Here is a 15722-nt window from a genome sequence, read left to right on the forward strand (position 1 = left end):
CGCCCGCGCGGAGCCGCGCGGGGGCACCCGGCTGTGGAGTCAGCGGAAGCTGGGCGCCACCGCCCGCTGGCGGAGGCGCCCAGCTTCCGCCTCAAACCGCGAGAAGGCGGACCAGGTCGGCGTCGTGGAGGTCGGCGGCGGTGCCGGCATGGGCAACGAGGCCGGCGTCGAGGACGATGAAGCTGTCGGCGAGCTTGATCGCGGTGTCGACATACTGCTCGACGAGCAGGACCGCGAGACCGACCTCGGTGTGCAGGCGCTCGATGACCTCCTCGATCTCGGCGACGATGGACGGCTGGATGCCCTCCGTCGGCTCGTCGAGGATCAGCATCTTCGGCCCGGTCACCATTGCCCTGGCCATGGCGAGCATCTGCTGCTGGCCGCCGGAGAGGAAGCCGGCGCGGCGCTTCAGGAACGGCCGCAGGCGTGGGAACACGTCCAGCGCCTCGTCGATCGCGCCCTTCTTGCCCTTGGCCGCCTCCCAGGTGACCTGGAGGTTCTCGAAGACGGTCAGCTGCGGGAAGGTCTCATGGCCCTGCGGGCAGTAGCCCATCCCCCGCCTTACCCGGTCGTAGGTCGCGATCCGGGTGATGTTCTGGCCCTGGAACTCGATGGTGCCTGCGGAGGGGGGCAGGATGCCCATGATGGCGTTGAGCAGGGTTGTCTTGCCGACGCCGTTGCGGCCCATGACGCAGACCAGAGACCCGGCGGGCACCTCCAGGTTCACGCCGAAGAGGACCTGCGCCCGGCCGTAGCCGACGTCCAGCGAGGTGACCTTCAGCATCAGCTCGTCGCTCATGGTGCCTCGAGTTCGCTCCGTCGCCGCACTCATCGCCCCCCCGTTCGTCGCATCCGCGCCGAACGGGGACCCCTGCTCGGCCTCGTCCTCCTTCGTCGGACGAGACCTCCGCTCGCTTGCTCCTGCGCTCACGGGGCGGCCTCCAGCCCAAGCGCGGCCGCGGCCGCCCCACCAGACTCGTCGTCTTCCTTCTTGCGGCCCAGGTAGACCTCCTGGACGCGCGGGTCCGCCTGGACCTCGGCGACCGTGCCCTCCGTGAGGACCTTGCCCTCGTGCAGGACGGTGACGACGCTGGCGAACCGGCGCAGGAACTCCATGTCGTGCTCGATGACGACGACCGTGCGTTCCTCGGCGATCTGCTGGAGCAGGACGCCGGTACGCTCCCGCTCGTCCTTCGTCATGCCGGCGACGGGCTCGTCGAGGAGCAGCAGCTGGGGGTCCTGGGCGAGCAGCATGCCGATCTCCAGCCACTGCCGCTGGCCGTGCGAGAGGATCCCCGCCTTCCGGTCGGCCAGCTCGGCGAGCTGCGTCGTCTCCAGGACCTGCGCGACCGGGTCGCTGACGCCCCTGCGCCGCAGGAACAGCTTCGGGACGGGCATGCGGAAGCTCGCCGCCAGGTCGAGGTTCTCCAGGACCGTGAGGTCCTCGAACACCGTCGCGGTCTGGAATGTCCGGCCGATCCCGAGCTTCACGATCCGGTACTCGCGCCGGCCGACCAGCTCCGTCCCGGCGAACCGCACCGAGCCGGCGGCGGGCTTCGTCATCCCGGTGATGACGTCGACGAGGGTGGTCTTGCCGGCACCGTTGGGGCCGATGAGGAAGCGCAGCTCGCCGCGGCTCACGGTGAAGTCGATGCCGCCGATGGCGACGAACCCGTCGAACACGACCCGCAGCCCACGCACCTCCAGCAGCGTCTCGCCGGTCTCGGCGGTGCGCTGGGCCGGGATGGTGGTGGTCTCCGTGCTGGTCTCGTCGGACGTCGGCATCACACCGCCTCCTGCCTGGACGCGCCCTGCCCGGGCACGACCACGGTCTGGTCGCCGGCCAGCGCGACGGCCGGTGGCGCGGTGGGTGGGGCGGGCCGGGACGGGGGCTTGATTCCCAGCTTCTTCATCAGCGCCGGCCCGCCGTCACGCAGCTGCTTGAGGAGCCCGGCGAGGCCCCTGGGCAGGAAGGCGATGACGCCGATGAACAGGGCGCCCTGGAAGTAGGTCCAGGCCGACGGGTAGTCCTCGGAGAACGTCGACCGCGCCCAGTTCACGACGACCGCGCCGATGACGGCGCCGGCGAGCGAGTAACGGCCGCCGACGGCAACGGCGATCACCAGCTCGATCGACGGGACGATGTCGAGCATGCCGGGGTTGACGATGCCGACCACCGGCACGATCAGCGCGCCGCCGACCGACGCGGTCACCGCCGAGATCGCGAACGCGATCGTCTTGATGACGGTCGGGTCGTAGCCGAGGAAACGTACCCTGTCCTCCCCGTCCCGGATCGCCAGCAGCAGCCGGCCGAACCGGCTCGCGACCACCAGGCGCAGCAGCAGGAAGATGACCAGCAGCACGCCGGCGGTGATGAAGTACAGCGTCCGGTGGCCCTGGTCGGCATAGGTGTCGATGCCGAAGAACCCGCTGAAGTTCGTCAGGCCGTTCGTGCCGCCCGTGTAGCCCTGCTGGCCGATCAGCAGGATCACGAAGGCGGCGGCGAGCGCCTGCGTGAGGATCGCGAAGTAGGCGCCGCGCACCCGCTGGCGGAACACCAGCAGACCGAGCAGCGTCGCCACCACGATCGGCAGGATGATCACTGCGGCGATCGCGACGACCGGGCTTCGGAAAGGCTCCCAGAACGCGGGCAGCTTCTCGACGCCGCTCCAGTCCATGAAGTCGGGGACGTGGCCGGGGCCGGCGTCGTGCAGTTTGAGGTACATGCCCATCGAGTAGCCGCCGAGGCCGACGAACAGGCCCTGCCCGAGGGTGAGCATGCCGCCGTGGCCCCAGGCGAGGCCGATGCCGATCCCGACGATGGCGTAGCACAGGTACTTCGTGAACAGCGGCAGGCGGAACGCCGGGTCCAGCACGTACGGAGCGATCACGCCGACCGCGATGACCACGACGAAGACGATCCGCCACGGTAGCTGGGGCGTCACCAGCCGGGCGCGCCACCCGCTCCTCGCCGCGGCCGTCCCGCTCTCCGGCGCCGCGGTCGGCTCCTCGGTGGCCGTCACCGGGGCGCTCTGCATCTCCGGTTCACTCCGTCGCTCGCTCCCTGCGGCCTCGTCCTCCGGGGTCCCTGCCGGATCGGCGGAGCCTGCGGAGCCGATCCGGGAGGTCCGGCTCACGTGAGCGCCCGGCTGCGAAGGACGAACATGCCCTGGGGCCGGGCCTGCAGGAAGGCCACGATCGCGACGAACACGATCACCTTCGCGAGGCTCGCGTTCGACCAGAACTCGACGTAGCTGTTGAGCAGGCCGAGCGCGAACGCCGCGATCAGCGCGCCGCGCAGCTGGCCGAGACCGCCGACGACGACCACGAGGAACGCGTCGACGATGTACTTGGTGCCGAGGGTGGGGCTGACCGTGCCGACCAGGGTCAGCGCGACCCCGGCGACGCCGGCGAGCCCCGAGCCGATGAAGAACGTGATCTGGTCGACCCGGTCGGTGCGGACCGCGCTGCAGGCCGCGAGCTCGCGGTTCTGCATCACGGCCCGCATCCGCCGGCCGGCCGGGGTCCTGCTCATGTAGAACCAGATCCCCACCAGGCACACCGCCGCGAGGCAGAAGATGTAGACCCGGTTGTAGGGAATCCGGATACCGCCCAGATCCGCGCCCCCGATGAGCCAGTCGGGGGCGACGACCTGGACGCCGCGGTTGTCGATCAGGTCCCGAACCAGCTGCTGCAGGATGAGGCTGACGCCCCAGGTGAGCAACAGCGTGTCCAGTGGCCGCCCGTAGAATCTGCGGATCAGCGTCCGTTCGAGAATCACCCCGAACAGACCCGCCACGACGAACGCCACCGGCAGGGCCGCGATAACCGCCTCGTGCCCGGCCCAGCTCTGCAGCATGTACGTCGTGTAGGCGCCCACCATGATGAACTCGCCGTGCGCCATGTTGATGACGCCCATCTGGCCGAACGTGAATGTCAGGCCCAGCGCCGCCAGCAGCAGCACCGCCCCGATACTCAGCCCGATCGGCAACTGGTTCAGGAACCCGTTCACTTCAACCGTTCTCCGTTATCTTCTCGACGCGCCCAGAGCCAAAGGGCGCGCGAAAGAAGATCATTTTCGCGCGCCCTTGGCCGCTACCTCCAGATGGTTACGAGGACAGCCCCTTGGCCCATGGGTACTCCGCGCCCTTCAGGTAGGGATCGGGCTTGATCGGCTCCCCCGAGTCCCAGATCGACTTGATCTGGCCGTCGGCGCCGATAAGGCCAATCCGGGCGGTCTTGTAGACGTGCTGGGTCGGGCCGTCGATCGTGACCTTGCCCTCGGGCAGGTCGAGCGAGATTCCGCCGGCCGCCTTCTTGACCGCCTCGACGTCGGTGGTGCCGGCCTTCTCGACCGCCGCCGCCCACAGGTTGACCGCGTTGTAGCCGGCCTCCATCGGGTCGGAGGTCACCTTGTCGGAGCCGTACTTGGCCTTGAATGCCTTGACGAACTCGGTGTTCGCCGGGGTGTCCGTCGTCTGGTAGTAGTTCCAGGCGACGTACTGGCCCGCCAGGTACTCGGTGCCGATCGCCTTGACCTCCTCCTCGGCGATGGACACGGACATGGTCGGGATCTGGTCCGGACCGATGCCGGCGGACTTCAGCTGCTTGAAGAACGCCACGTTGGAGTCGCCGTTGAGGGTGTTGAACACGAAGTCGGGCTTGGCCTGCTGGACCTTGTTGACGATCGTCGAGACCTCGGTGGAGCCCAGCGGGAGGTACTCCTCACCGAGGATGTCCATCCCGTTCGCCGCGGCGTAGGCCTTGATGATCTTGTTGGCGGTACGCGGGAAGACGTAGTCGCTACCGACCAGGAAGATCTTCTTCTTGCCCTGCTCCTTCAGGTAGTCCAGACCGGGGACGATCTGCTGGTTGGTGGTGGCGCCCGTGTAGAAGATGTACGGGCTCTGCTCCAGGCCCTCGTACTGCACCGGGTACCACAACAGCGCCTTGTTGCGCTCGAAGACCGGCAGCATCGCCTTGCGGCTCGCGGACGTCCAACCACCGAAGACGGTGGCGACCTTGTCCTGCGAGATGAGCTTCTGGGCCTTCTCGGCGAAGGTCGGCCAGTCGGAGGCACCGTCCTCGACCACCGGCACGAGCTTCTTTCCGAGCACGCCGCCCTTGGCGTTGATCTGCTCGATAGCGAGCAGCTCGGAGTCCCGGACCGTCACTTCCGAGATGGCCATGGTCCCGCTGAGCGAATGCAGCAGACCGACCTTGATCGTGTCCGACGAGCCGCCGTCAGACGATGAATCCCCCGACCCCCCACAGGCCGCGAGCAGGAGAGCGGGCAGCACCGCGAGCGGTGCGAGCCTACGCCAGGACTTTCCGAACAATTCCTTGCCCTCCCTAGGACGCTGATATCGATCAGTGTAGGGAAAGCGGTTACCGGCATGGGACTCCGGAGTTACCCGGACGTTAATCCGCGCGACCCGTCATTTTTGCGGCCAGTGGAGCCGCGAAAACGTACGGGCCAAAAACCTCCTGACGTTAGGGCAATTATCATCCAGGCGCCACCGCCGCGGGCCACCGTCACCAGATCGTTACGTCAGGACACACGTGTTTCCAGGTCGTTTCGCGAATTGCGACCCCACTATCGGGTGAACTCCGGACAACCGTTCACCGACGTGCGCGCTTACTGTTCACCGGCCCATCGGCGCACGCCCGTGTTACGCCTGTCACGACGTCGTGAACCGGTTACGGGCTCGCCGGAACCCCAGAGAGCCCGTCTTCGCGGCAGAATGCCGCCGCCGCGAAGGGCGGGCTTACCCCGGCGGGCCACGGCGCGGCCGCGGTCGGAACACGTCGGAGGTCGGCAAACACCGAGGTCAGGACACGGGCGCGGTTGGGACGCGGCCGCGGGACAGCGGAGGAATGCCGCGCTGCCTGCCGCGGCGGGCGCTAGCCGCGGCAGGCGCCAGACGACACCCCGCCGCGAACGCGGGTCACAGCCTCCATGCGGAACCGGCGGTCGCGGCGATGGAGAGTCAGCGACCCATAAGGGCTACGGCCAGCGGTACAGGCCGTTGACGGTGCCACCGGGGTGCTGGCCGAGCTTGTTGATCGTCACGACCTGGGTGTCGGCCGAGTCCTGGGCTGGCGGCGGCGCGTCGTCGTCCGTGTCCGGTCCCCCGACCTGCGGCCGCGCCCCGCCCGGGTCGGTCACGCCTTCGCCCGTCGAGGCCTCATCCTGCCGCGGCGGGCTGTCGGCACCGGCGGCGCCATCAGCCACCGAGCGCGGGTCGGGGGTGTGCCGCCGGACCCATTGCAGGCCTCCGGCCCGCCGCCGCCCGGCGGCCCCGTCCTCGCCGGCCGGCCGGCGGCGCGCGGACCGGCCGCTCGGCGGGCGGCCCGGGTCATCACCGGCCGGCTCGTCGGCGACGGCGCCCGGACCGGCCTTCCCGGCGTCCTCGTTGCTCTGGAAGCCCACGGGACCGTGGTCGGGACGTTCCCTGGCCACCGGGCCGGCGTCACCGGCATTGCCGGCATGGCCGGCATTGCCGGCATGGCCGGCATTGCCGGCATGGCCGGCATTGCCGGCATGGCCGGCATGGCCGGCATGGCCGGCATGGCCGGCGGGCCACGCCGGCCCGTCGACGCCATCGCCCGCGGCGCCAGGGCCCCCGTCACTCGCGGCGCCCGAGCCAGCGTCGGCGGCGGTGCCGCGCATGTCCCGACCGCCGGCGCCGAGCGGGCCACCAGCCCCTCCGCCGATGTCCAGCCCGGTTCGGGAACCGCCGGTGTCCTTCTCGGCGTCGGGGCCAGGCCCGGCCGCGACGACTCCGCTCACTGACACGATGTCCCACGGCGCCGGTCCGACGCCGCCGGGCGTGCCCCAGGCGCCAGCCGCGTCCCAGCCGCCAGGTGGGCCGTCCTGGCGGCCGGACGCCGGGCCGCCGCCTGGTCGGTCGCCGTCCGGGTCGGGCGGGGAGACCCGGGCGCCGAACAGCGGGTCACGCCCGAGGTAGCCGACGCGGTCGAGCCCGAGCGGGTCAGGCCGGGACGCGTCGTAGCCGCCGTACCCGCCGCCCTGGTAGCCCTCGCCCGACAGGTCGCCGGGGCGGAAGGCACCCCGGGAGAACCCGCCGCCCGTGCGGCCCGGGTCGGGGAAGCCGGGTCCGGCGAGGCCGCCGATGGGCAACGGCGCGCTCGGCGGCCCACCGAGCGGGAACCCGTCCGTCGGCGGATAGTCGGGCACCTGGTCACCGGACGGCGGCGCCACGGACGGATATGGCGGCGGGTACGCCGGCGTCGCCGGCCCATAGGACCAGGTGGGTGCTCCCCCGGCACCGTCCGGCGGCGGCACCGTCTCCGGGAACGCCGGGTACGTCAGGGACGTCGGCCCCGTCGGAGGCGGTGCACCGGGCGGGAGGTCGCCGAGCCCAGGCCGCTCCCACGACACCGAGCCGCGGTTCTCCGCGCGCCGGCGCTCCGCCTCGAGCCGTTCCCGACGGATCCGCTCCCGCTCGCGCTCGGCCCGGTCCCGCTCCGCGCGCTCCCGTTCCAGCCGCAGGGCCCGCTCGCGCTCGGCCCGCTCGAATTCGGCCCGCTCACGCCGGGCGCGCTCCAGCTCAGCCCGCTCGCGCTCCACGTGCTCCAGTTCGGCTCGCTCGAACTCGGCCCGCTCACGCTCCGCGCGTTCCCGCTCCATACGCTCCAGTTCGGCTCGCTCGAACTCGGCCCGCTCACGCTCCGCACGTTCCCGCTCGGCCCGCTCCAGCTCGGCCCGCTCGAACTCCACCCGCTCCAGCTCGGCCCGCTCGAACTCCACCCGCTCGAACTCCACCCGCTCGAGCTCCACCCGCTCCAGCTCGGCCCGCTCGCGCGCCGCGTGCTCGGACTCGGCCCGTCCCGCATCCGCGTGCGCGAACTCGGCCCGCTCGACGTCGGCGTGGTCGGGCTCCACGGGGTCGCCCGCGGTGGACCGCTCCGCGAGGAGCTCGGCGAGCGGGCGCGGCGGCCCGACGTGGAAACCCTGCGCGTAGTCGACGCCGATGTCGCCCAGGGCACTGGCCAGCGACTCCCGGTCGACGTTCTCCGCGATCGTGTACATCCCGAGCGTGCGGGCGATCCGCACGACCGCGTCGACGAGGGCGATGTCCTGCGCGTTGACGTCCGCCTGCTGGACGAACTCCCCATCGATCTTGATACCGCTGAACGGCAGCGTGCGTAGGTGGACGACGGAGCCCATGCCGACGCCGAAGTCGTCGAGGATGAACCGGCAGCCGGCCGCGGTGAGCTTCGCCGCCAGCCGGCGGGCCGGCTCGATGGTCACCAGCGTGGACCGCTCCGCGATCTCCAGCCCCAGCCTGGCGGGGTTCACCTCGCCGATGCGCAGCGCGTCCAGGACGAAGTCGCCGAAGCCCCGGTCCTCGACAGACCGGGCCGAGATGTTGACGTGGAGGTAGAGCGACCCGTCCGGGCCGTCGGCGATCAGCGCGGCGACGGCCTGGCTGACCACCCACCGGTCCAGCCGAAGCACCAGCTCGGTCCGCTCGACCGGCTCGAGGAACTCCCGCGGCGACAGCTCCGGTGTGAGCCCGTCGCGCAGCCGCACCAGCAGCTCGTAGCCGATGACCCGGCGGGCGGCGAGGTCGACCAGCGGCAGCGCGTCGACGGCGAGCGTGCCGGCCTCCAGCGCGGCGCGCACCCGCTGGGTGACGGACACCCGCCGCGCCGCCTGCTCGTACTGCTCGTCGCTGAACAGCCGGGCGCGGTCGCGCCCGGCGCCCTTGGAGTCGTAGAGCGCGAGGTCGGCCTGGGCGAGCGCGGCCGTGTCGTCCTCGACGGCGGCCAGCGGAACCACACCGATGCTGACCGTCACCCGCAGCGCGAGGTCGTCGACCGGGATCGGCGAGCGCGCGACGGCCTGGCACAGCTGGTCGGCGATGGCCAGGCCGTCGGCGCCGTCGCCGTCCGGCAGCACCACGGCGAACTCGTCGCCGCCGAGCCGGCCGAGCACCGCCTCCGGCAGCTCGTCGCGCAGGATCTGCGTCAGGCCGCGCATGACCGTGTCGCCCACAGCGTGGCCGCGCAGGTCGTTGATGTCCTTGAAATGGTCGACATCGATGATCAGCAGCGTGCCGGCGCGGCCGGCGGGGGACGCGGCGAGGTGCTCGCGCAGCGCCCTGGTGATGGCCCGCCGGTTGAACAGGCCGGTCAGCGCGTCCCGCTCCGCCAGGTGTGCCAGCTCCTGCTGGACGCGGTGCAGGTCAGTGATGTCATGCGCGGTACCGAGGATGCGCGCCGCGCGCCCGGACTCGTCGGGGACGGCCTCGCCGTGGCAGTCGAAGACCCGTTCGCCCTGGCCGCCGCGACCGAGGAGCCGGTGGACGAAAGTGAACGTGCCGGGGTTCTTGATCGCGTCGCCGATCTTGCGGCGGATCGCGCGCCTGTCGACGGCTGGCAGCTGGGACTGGATCTGGTGGAAGTCGACCTTCTCGGCCAGGTCGAAACCAAGCAGAGCGAGCAGGTTGCGGGACAGGGCCACCTGGCCCGTCTCCAGGTCCCACTCCCAGGTTCCGGTGCGGGTGAGCACCTCGATGCGGTCGAGCCGTTCCGACGTCGCGACCGCCGGCGGAGCCGGGGAGGAGCGCTGGTCCGGGAGGACGGGCCACACGGCGCCGGCGCCGGCGGACGAGGACGAGGACGAGGACGAGGACGAGGACAGGCTGCCCGCGGGGCGGACCATCGCGACGGTCGCCGCGTCGGCGGTCGGGCCCCAGGCAGCCCTGTCCCACTCGGAGGTGCCCCGCCAGGTGTCGTCGCCACCCACGAGGGTGTCCGACTGGTAGCCGGCGGTGACGTCGAAGAGCTCATAGAGCGTGAGGCCGTCCGCCCAGCCGACGCCGGGCAGCGTGAGCAGCTGGCAGCGCAGCCGCAGCCAGCGGGCGGACCCGTCCGGCGCGGTCCAGCGGACGTCGACCGGAGCGGCGCCGGGCACGAGGCCCGACAGGGGCAGCCGCGCCTCCGCGACCGCGTGACGCGCCTGAGCGCGCCCGAGCGGCCGGTCCCCAGGCCCGGTTTCCCCGCCGGGCCGGCGAAGCCGGTCCACCAGGTCCGCGGGGTCTGCTGGGAGGTCTGTCGGCAGATCCACCATGAGCCGCTCGTCGGAGCGGCCGTCGGCGTCGTCACCGCCGACCTCACCGGCCACGTCCGCGGCCCCGGCGCTGGAGCCGCCGCCCGCGTCCCGGCCCCCTGGCGCGACGCCTACGACCGCCGCCAGTGCGGCGTTGACCCAGACAACCCGGCCCTCGGTGTTCACCACCAGCAGCCCAGCCGAGACCGCGTCGGCCACCAGCCCAGTCACCGCGGCGACCAACGCACCTCCCGCGCAGCGTCTACCTGGCCGCGCGACCATCTGCGCTGGCCAGGCCCTCCGCTGGGCAGTCTAGCGGCAGTCGTCCGAGTACATTCCGTTAGGTCCGCTTGGCGGCGCGAAACGGCGACGCAGCGTAGCCGCTTCAGGCCTCCTCACGCACCGCCCGGTATCCGTTCCCCGCCAGCCGGAGACCTGGCGCGCACAAACGCATCACCCAGCGCAGCAAGGACCCTTCCCCCGCCGACCGACAGACGAAGGCTAGACGCACCTCCGTGCGTCCAGCCCACTCGATCTCTCGCCGATCGCGGAGCGTCAGTCCGAGCTGTGCTTGTGGATCTGCTCGGAGAGGTACTCGGGCGCGCCGATCTGGCGGATCAGCTCGAGCTGAGCCTCCAGCCAGTCGATGTGCTCCTCCTCCTCGTGGATGAGATCCTCGAAAAGGACGGCGGTGCCGAAGTCGGACTTGCCGCGAGACAGCGTCACACCCTTACGTAGCGTCTCGACGTTCTCCAGCTCGCGGGCGTGGTCGAGCTCAAGCATCTCGGGCACCGTCTCGCCAGTGCGCAAGGTGTGCAGCCGTTGCAGGTTGGGGTGGCCGTCGAGGTAGAGCACGCGATGGATGACCTTGTCGGCGTGCTTCATCTCGTCGATGGACTCGTCACGGTAGTGGTGCGCTAGCCCGTGGTAGCCCCAGTGTTCCTGGATCCGGTAGTGCAGCCAGTACTGGTTGATCGCGGTGAGCTCGTTAGTAAGCACCGCGTTCAGGATCTCGATCACCTCGTCGTCGCCACTGACCACGCAAGGCCTCCACTCGTCACCGCGCCGTTGGACCGCGGCCGCCGCGACAACACCGCGAGGGCGTTGTCGTCGAACGGCCCAGCCGGCGCGGGCGTCAGGCGGCCCGCGCCGTGCCAGCGACCGGCTCGCCGCCGCGATGACACAGCAGGAGTTCCGAGATCTCTTCGAGGCAGCCGCCGCAGCCGGTGCCGGCGTCACAGCGCTCGCCGATCTCGTCGGCATCGCGGGCACCCGCGGCGATTACGCTGCGTAGCGTCCGGTCGGACACAGCAAAGCACGAGCAGACCAGCACCGCACCTCACCACGCGGGACGGGCCGGCGTGTTCCACCGCCGACCAGGCACTTCGGGTTCGTTGTCCGGGTTCCTCGCATTAGCATCAACGCTTAGCTAAGGCTTCCCTAACGAATACAGAGTGCCAGTTAGGCTCACCTAACGCAAGGCCACCTAACCATCAATCTCCCGCTGCGCACCTCGTCACATCCCACCCCCTTTGCGCCCGGCGACCCCCTCCCAACCCCCCGGCCACCATCCGGCGCCACCCTCGCGACAGAAAGTGACTACTCCGGCACGCAAAGGGCGGACAACCCGAAGATCGTCCGCCCATTCCCGCCTCGTCCCACCACGCCGGCCCCGACAGCCCTCAGCCCCGGAACCAGGCCGGGAGGGCGCTCAGCGCCCGACAGGCGCCGCGGCGAGCGGTCGCGCAAGCGACCTTCGAGCCAGCAGCGCCTCAGGCCGGGCTCAACGCCACGGCTGCGTCGGGCTCGTTCACCCGGAAACTCAGGCTCTGCTCCAGGTAGAGCTCGACGTTGTCTCCGGTGTGCCCGGCGTAGCCGGCCGAGAGGTCCATGCCGGACTCGACGACGAAGTCCCCGCCGCGCTGGCTGAGCACCACCGCGCCGCGGATGCCCGGCGCGCGCACCACCGGCCCGTCCAGGATGTGGCGCAGGTGGTCGAGCAGCAGGTAGCCGCCGTGCTCGGCGGTCTCGACGATGGCAGTGAAACCGTCCGGCTCGATCGCGAGACCGTAGGAGCCGCCGATCCCGGCGTGGCGCAGCATCGCGACCGCCTTGGCGACGGTGCGCGGGTAGCCGTTGGTGTCGTCCGGCAGGGACAGCGGCGGGTGCGAGCTCGCCTCGACGATGCCGACGATCCCGGTCTCCTGGTAGCCGTGGAAGATGATCGAGTTCTCGGTCGTCGCCATCGCCCGGGCGGCGTCCTCGAGCGCCGACAGGTCCACGTCGTCGGCGCCCCGGTCGACGTCCTCGAGCTCGCGGCGGTCCAGGGTGAACGGGACGCGCAGCTCCACCAGCGGCTGCACCCGGCGCAGCCGGGCCCGCACCCCGTCCGACGGGGGCGCCCCGACCGGGGTGGCGCGCCCGAGCGACGTCGCCGAGTAGTCCCAGCCGTGTGGGCCTGAGAAGTCGACCAGTTTGCGGCCGGCGAGGTTGACGGTGAGCCTGGTCCGGGCCTCGTCGTCGACGACCTTCCAGGCCGCGTCGGTCAGCGGCGCGTGCCCGCGGAGCAGGTGGTTCATTCGGACTTTCCCTTCAGACCGCCGATGCCAAGTGAGTGGTCGGCCCCCGCCGGCGACGCCACGCCCGGCTCCGCCGGCGCCTCGGCGGCGCCGTCCCCGTTCATGGCGCGCGCCTCGGCCTCCAGCACCGGGCCCTCCGAGAAGAGGTAGGTGCGCAGCTGCTGGTCGAGCGCCGCGTCCTGGCGGCGCAGCCACTCGAGCGTCATCGCCGCGTGTTCCTTCTCCTCGTCCCTGTTGTGGGCGAGGATGTCGGCGAGCTCGGGATCGGTCGCCGCCGAGACCCGCTGGTCGTACCAGTCGACCGCCTCCAGTTCCTCCATCAACGACACGATCGCCCGGTGCCGGTCAACAAGTTCCGGTGTGAGCTTGTCGGGCTGTTCGTGCAGCCCCATGCTCGAGTCCGCCATGGACCTCTGCCTACCATGCGCACGCCCGGTCCAATGACCACGGGCGGCAGCATTCGCCCAATGCAAGAACTACGACAGAACCACCATCAGGCAATCGTCCAGCTCAGGGCGGGAGCGGTGCGGTCGAGGCCGTCAGGAGCTCGGGTCGGGCATGATCTCGACGCGGCGGTTGGCGGCGCGCCCGGCCGGGGTGGCATTGTCGGCGACCGGGCGGGTCTCACCGAGGCCGACGACGCGCAGCCGGGCCGCCGGCACGCCGGTGCCGACCAGGTAGGCGACGGCGGCCTCGGCGCGGCGGGCCGACAGTGCCTGGTTGTACGGCTCTGGGCCGGTGCTGTCGGCATGCCCGGCGACCACCACCGGCAGCGTGCCGACGCGCAGGGCCGCGGCGACCCCGTCGAGCGCCGCCAGGTCCGCGGCCGACAACGCGGCGCTGTCCCGCGCGAACGTGACCGGATGCCCGCTGGCCGCGGCCGCCAGCGCGGCCCTGGTCGCCTCGTCCGCTTCACGGGCGTCGCCGGACCCGGACACATCGGCATCCGCGTCCCCGCTCGGCCCGCTGACGGGCGCGGTGGCGACGCGGGCGTCCGTGCCCAGCTGGGCCGAGCTGACGCCGTCGACGCGGGCGGCCCGCAGCGCCGCCTGGGCGGCGGCGGGGCTCGGGAAGTCGCCGTGCAGGGTGACCGACGTCCCGGCGACCGTCACCGCGACCTGCGTCACGCCGACCCGGTGAACCGCCTCGCTCGCCCGCCGCGCCAGGTCCTTCTCGATCGGTCCGCGGCGCGCCGCGATCGCCAGCAGCGCGAGCAGCAGCGAGACGAGCAGCAGCGAGACGGCGAACGCGACCGGCCGAGGACGGCGCGGGCGCGTCACGGCGGGCAGGAACATGAACGGACTCCGAGCTGGGGACGCAGGCGGACGCGGTTGCCAGGCACGCGTCGACGCGACCCCTGTCCGGCATCACCGGGATGCCGGATATCAACCACGACAGCGCCAACTGTGGCACATCGGCCCCAAGGCCCGGCACACGCCACTCCGGCGCATCGCCACAACCGCCACCTGTGGGCAGGAATCCGGTCTTCGGGGCGCGGCTGCCGAACCGCGGCCGCTCAGGCCGCTGTCGCAACGCAGCCACCACACCGAGCCGCACAAGCGCCAGCCCCGGGTCGACACGCCGACCCACGGCCTTGGGGGTTCAGGTCGGCGCCGGCGTCCCTGCCGGATCGGCGACAGGGTTCCTGCCGGATCGCGAAGCCGGGGTTCCTGCCGGATCGCGAAGCGATCTGGGAGGTCTGCTGGGAGGTAAGCGATCCGGCAGGTCTGCGTCCAGGCCAGCGCGGCCTCAGATGAGGGTCGCGAGGCCGCCGCCGGCCGGGCGCGCCTGGCCGGCGGGAACGCCCTCGGCGGGCTCACCGCCCGGACGCTGGCCGGGAGCGGCCGTGGCGGCTGACACGCCCGGCGCCGGGTCGACGGCGACCTCCGCATCACCGGCGGGCGACGGCTCCACGATCGTCGGGCTCGGGGTGGCTTCGGCGGGCGGCGCCGCCGGGCGCCGCGCGGCGAACCGGCGCGTCGAGCGGCGGGTGAGCGCTGTGGCGGCGAGGGCGCCGATGCCCAGCACGGCCCAGCCGGCGAAGGCGTCGAGGATGTAGTGGTTCGCGGTCGCCATGACGACGAAGGCGGTGGCCGCCGGGTAGAGCGCGCCGAGCACTCGCAGCCACTTCCAGCGGGCGTTGCGGGCGATCAGGACCCCGCACCACAACGCCCAGGCGCAGTGCAGCGACGGCATCGCCGCGTACAGGTTGGCGACCTTGTCGAGGCCGTGCGGGGCCGCGCTCGCGGAGGCGCTCCACCAGCCCCAGTTGCTGTAGTAGGCCATGGTGTCGATGTAGCCGGCGCCTGGCAGCAGTCGGGGCGGGGCCGTCGGGAACAGGAAGAACCCGATCAGGCAGAGGATGGTGGTAAAGGCCAGGGTCCAGCGAGCACGCGAGTAGCTGCGAGGATGCCGCCGGTGCATCCAGAGGATGACGGTCGGCGTGACGATGAAATGGAACGTCGCGTAGTAGAAGCAGCAGGCGATCGCGATGGGCGGCACGGTCTGCAGCCAGTGGTTCAGCCCCAGCTCGATGTCCAGCCCGATGGCGGCCTGCCAGCGCACCAGCATCTCGCCGGTCCTCGTCGCCTGGTCGACGGAGCCCTCGGCGAAGCCGCGGGTCCCGGTGTAGCAGTAGTACAGCGCGACCAGGATCACGATCTCGACCCACCACACCGGCCGGCCGGTCTCGGGGTCACGCAGCCGCCGCCGCCATGTGTCCGCGCGGGCCTGGGCGCGGCCCTCCACGGTCCCGCCGGTCGGCTCGCCCCGACCGGCGGGCGCCGTCTCGGGCAGCGCGGAAGCCGGCGCGATGGCCGGCCTGGTGGGTGCCCGGTCGCTGTCCGCCCGCGCGGCGCTGGGCGGCGCCTCCTCCGCCCGTCCCGCCGGGACACCTGCCCCGTCTTGGCCCGTTGACATCTCTCTACTCAACCCGACGCCTCCGACACATGTGCCACCGGGCCCGCCCTCGCGACCCAGACGGGCCGAACCTCACACGCCGGGCGGGGCGGGACGTGGCAGGGGGCCGGGCCCGCCGGCCCGGAAGGGGTCGGCGGGCCCGG

At 71.8% G+C, this 15722-nt stretch carries 12 protein-coding genes; all 12 read right to left on the minus strand.

Annotation, left to right across the window (positions count from 1 at the left end):
- Positions 1-91: 91 nt before the first annotated feature.
- Positions 92-799, minus strand: a complete 708-nt coding sequence (gene urtE / locus BCD48_RS31795) for an urea ABC transporter ATP-binding subunit UrtE (protein WP_071052066.1) — start codon at positions 797-799, stop codon at positions 92-94.
- 128 nt (positions 800-927) lie between these two features.
- Positions 928-1785: an urea ABC transporter ATP-binding protein UrtD gene (gene urtD, locus BCD48_RS31800; RefSeq protein WP_198543474.1), complete on the minus strand. Its 858-nt coding sequence runs from the start codon at positions 1783-1785 to the stop codon at positions 928-930.
- Positions 1785-3038: an urea ABC transporter permease subunit UrtC gene (gene urtC, locus BCD48_RS31805; RefSeq protein ID WP_083419492.1), complete on the minus strand. Its 1254-nt coding sequence runs from the start codon at positions 3036-3038 to the stop codon at positions 1785-1787. The genes urtD and urtC overlap by 1 nt, the downstream gene beginning before the upstream one ends.
- Positions 3039-3133: 95 nt before the next feature.
- Positions 3134-4012 carry an urea ABC transporter permease subunit UrtB gene (gene urtB / locus BCD48_RS31810; RefSeq protein WP_071052067.1) on the minus strand — a complete coding sequence of 293 codons (879 nt, stop codon included), beginning with the start codon at positions 4010-4012 and terminating at the stop codon, positions 3134-3136.
- 97 nt (positions 4013-4109) lie between these two features.
- Positions 4110-5339: an urea ABC transporter substrate-binding protein gene (urtA, locus tag BCD48_RS31815; protein ID WP_071052068.1), complete on the minus strand. Its 1230-nt coding sequence runs from the start codon at positions 5337-5339 to the stop codon at positions 4110-4112.
- A gap of 668 nt (positions 5340-6007) precedes the next feature.
- Positions 6008-10312 carry a putative bifunctional diguanylate cyclase/phosphodiesterase gene (locus tag BCD48_RS31820; RefSeq protein ID WP_241842154.1) on the minus strand — a complete coding sequence of 1435 codons (4305 nt, stop codon included), beginning with the start codon at positions 10310-10312 and terminating at the stop codon, positions 6008-6010.
- Positions 10313-10636: 324 nt separating this feature from the next.
- Complete coding sequence (gene bfr, locus BCD48_RS31825; RefSeq protein WP_071052070.1) at positions 10637-11122, minus strand: bacterioferritin; 486 nt, start codon at positions 11120-11122, stop codon at positions 10637-10639.
- 94 nt (positions 11123-11216) lie between these two features.
- On the minus strand, positions 11217-11414 hold the full coding sequence (locus tag BCD48_RS31830) for a (2Fe-2S)-binding protein (protein ID WP_071052071.1): 198 nt from the start codon (positions 11412-11414) through the stop codon (positions 11217-11219).
- Positions 11415-11853: 439 nt separating this feature from the next.
- The gene (locus BCD48_RS31835; RefSeq protein ID WP_071052072.1) at positions 11854-12660 is read right to left on the minus strand and encodes a family 1 encapsulin nanocompartment shell protein; all 807 of its coding nucleotides are present in this window, start codon (positions 12658-12660) and stop codon (positions 11854-11856) included.
- The gene (locus BCD48_RS31840; RefSeq protein WP_071052073.1) at positions 12657-13067 is read right to left on the minus strand and encodes an encapsulin-associated ferritin-like protein; all 411 of its coding nucleotides are present in this window, start codon (positions 13065-13067) and stop codon (positions 12657-12659) included. Before BCD48_RS31840 ends, BCD48_RS31835 begins: the two co-directional genes overlap by 4 nt.
- 132 nt (positions 13068-13199) lie before the next feature.
- Positions 13200-13955, minus strand: a complete 756-nt coding sequence (locus BCD48_RS31845) for an OmpA family protein (RefSeq protein ID WP_071052074.1) — start codon at positions 13953-13955, stop codon at positions 13200-13202.
- Positions 13956-14409: 454 nt separating this feature from the next.
- Entirely contained in the window at positions 14410-15579 is a 1170-nt protein-coding gene (locus tag BCD48_RS31850) for a phosphatase PAP2 family protein (RefSeq protein WP_071052075.1), read from the minus strand.
- Positions 15580-15722 lie beyond the last annotated feature (143 nt).

Source organism: Pseudofrankia coriaricola (assembly GCF_001854805.1).
Lineage (GTDB): Bacteria > Actinomycetota > Actinomycetes > Frankiales > Frankiaceae > Pseudofrankia.

What these genes read in the sequence shown, in the direction of transcription:
- urtE (WP_071052066.1), bottom strand. Translation starts at nt 799, where the DNA reads ATGAGCGACGAGCTGATGCTGAAGGTCACCTCGCTGGACGTCGGCTAC.
- urtD (WP_198543474.1), bottom strand. Translation starts at nt 1,785, where the DNA reads ATGCCGACGTCCGACGAGACCAGCACGGAGACCACCACCATCCCGGCC.
- urtC (WP_083419492.1), bottom strand. Translation starts at nt 3,038, where the DNA reads ATGCAGAGCGCCCCGGTGACGGCCACCGAGGAGCCGACCGCGGCGCCG.
- BCD48_RS31835 (WP_071052072.1), bottom strand. Translation starts at nt 12,660, where the DNA reads ATGAACCACCTGCTCCGCGGGCACGCGCCGCTGACCGACGCGGCCTGG.
- BCD48_RS31840 (WP_071052073.1), bottom strand. Translation starts at nt 13,067, where the DNA reads ATGGCGGACTCGAGCATGGGGCTGCACGAACAGCCCGACAAGCTCACA.
- BCD48_RS31845 (WP_071052074.1), bottom strand. Translation starts at nt 13,955, where the DNA reads ATGTTCCTGCCCGCCGTGACGCGCCCGCGCCGTCCTCGGCCGGTCGCG.
- BCD48_RS31850 (WP_071052075.1), bottom strand. Translation starts at nt 15,579, where the DNA reads ATGTCAACGGGCCAAGACGGGGCAGGTGTCCCGGCGGGACGGGCGGAG.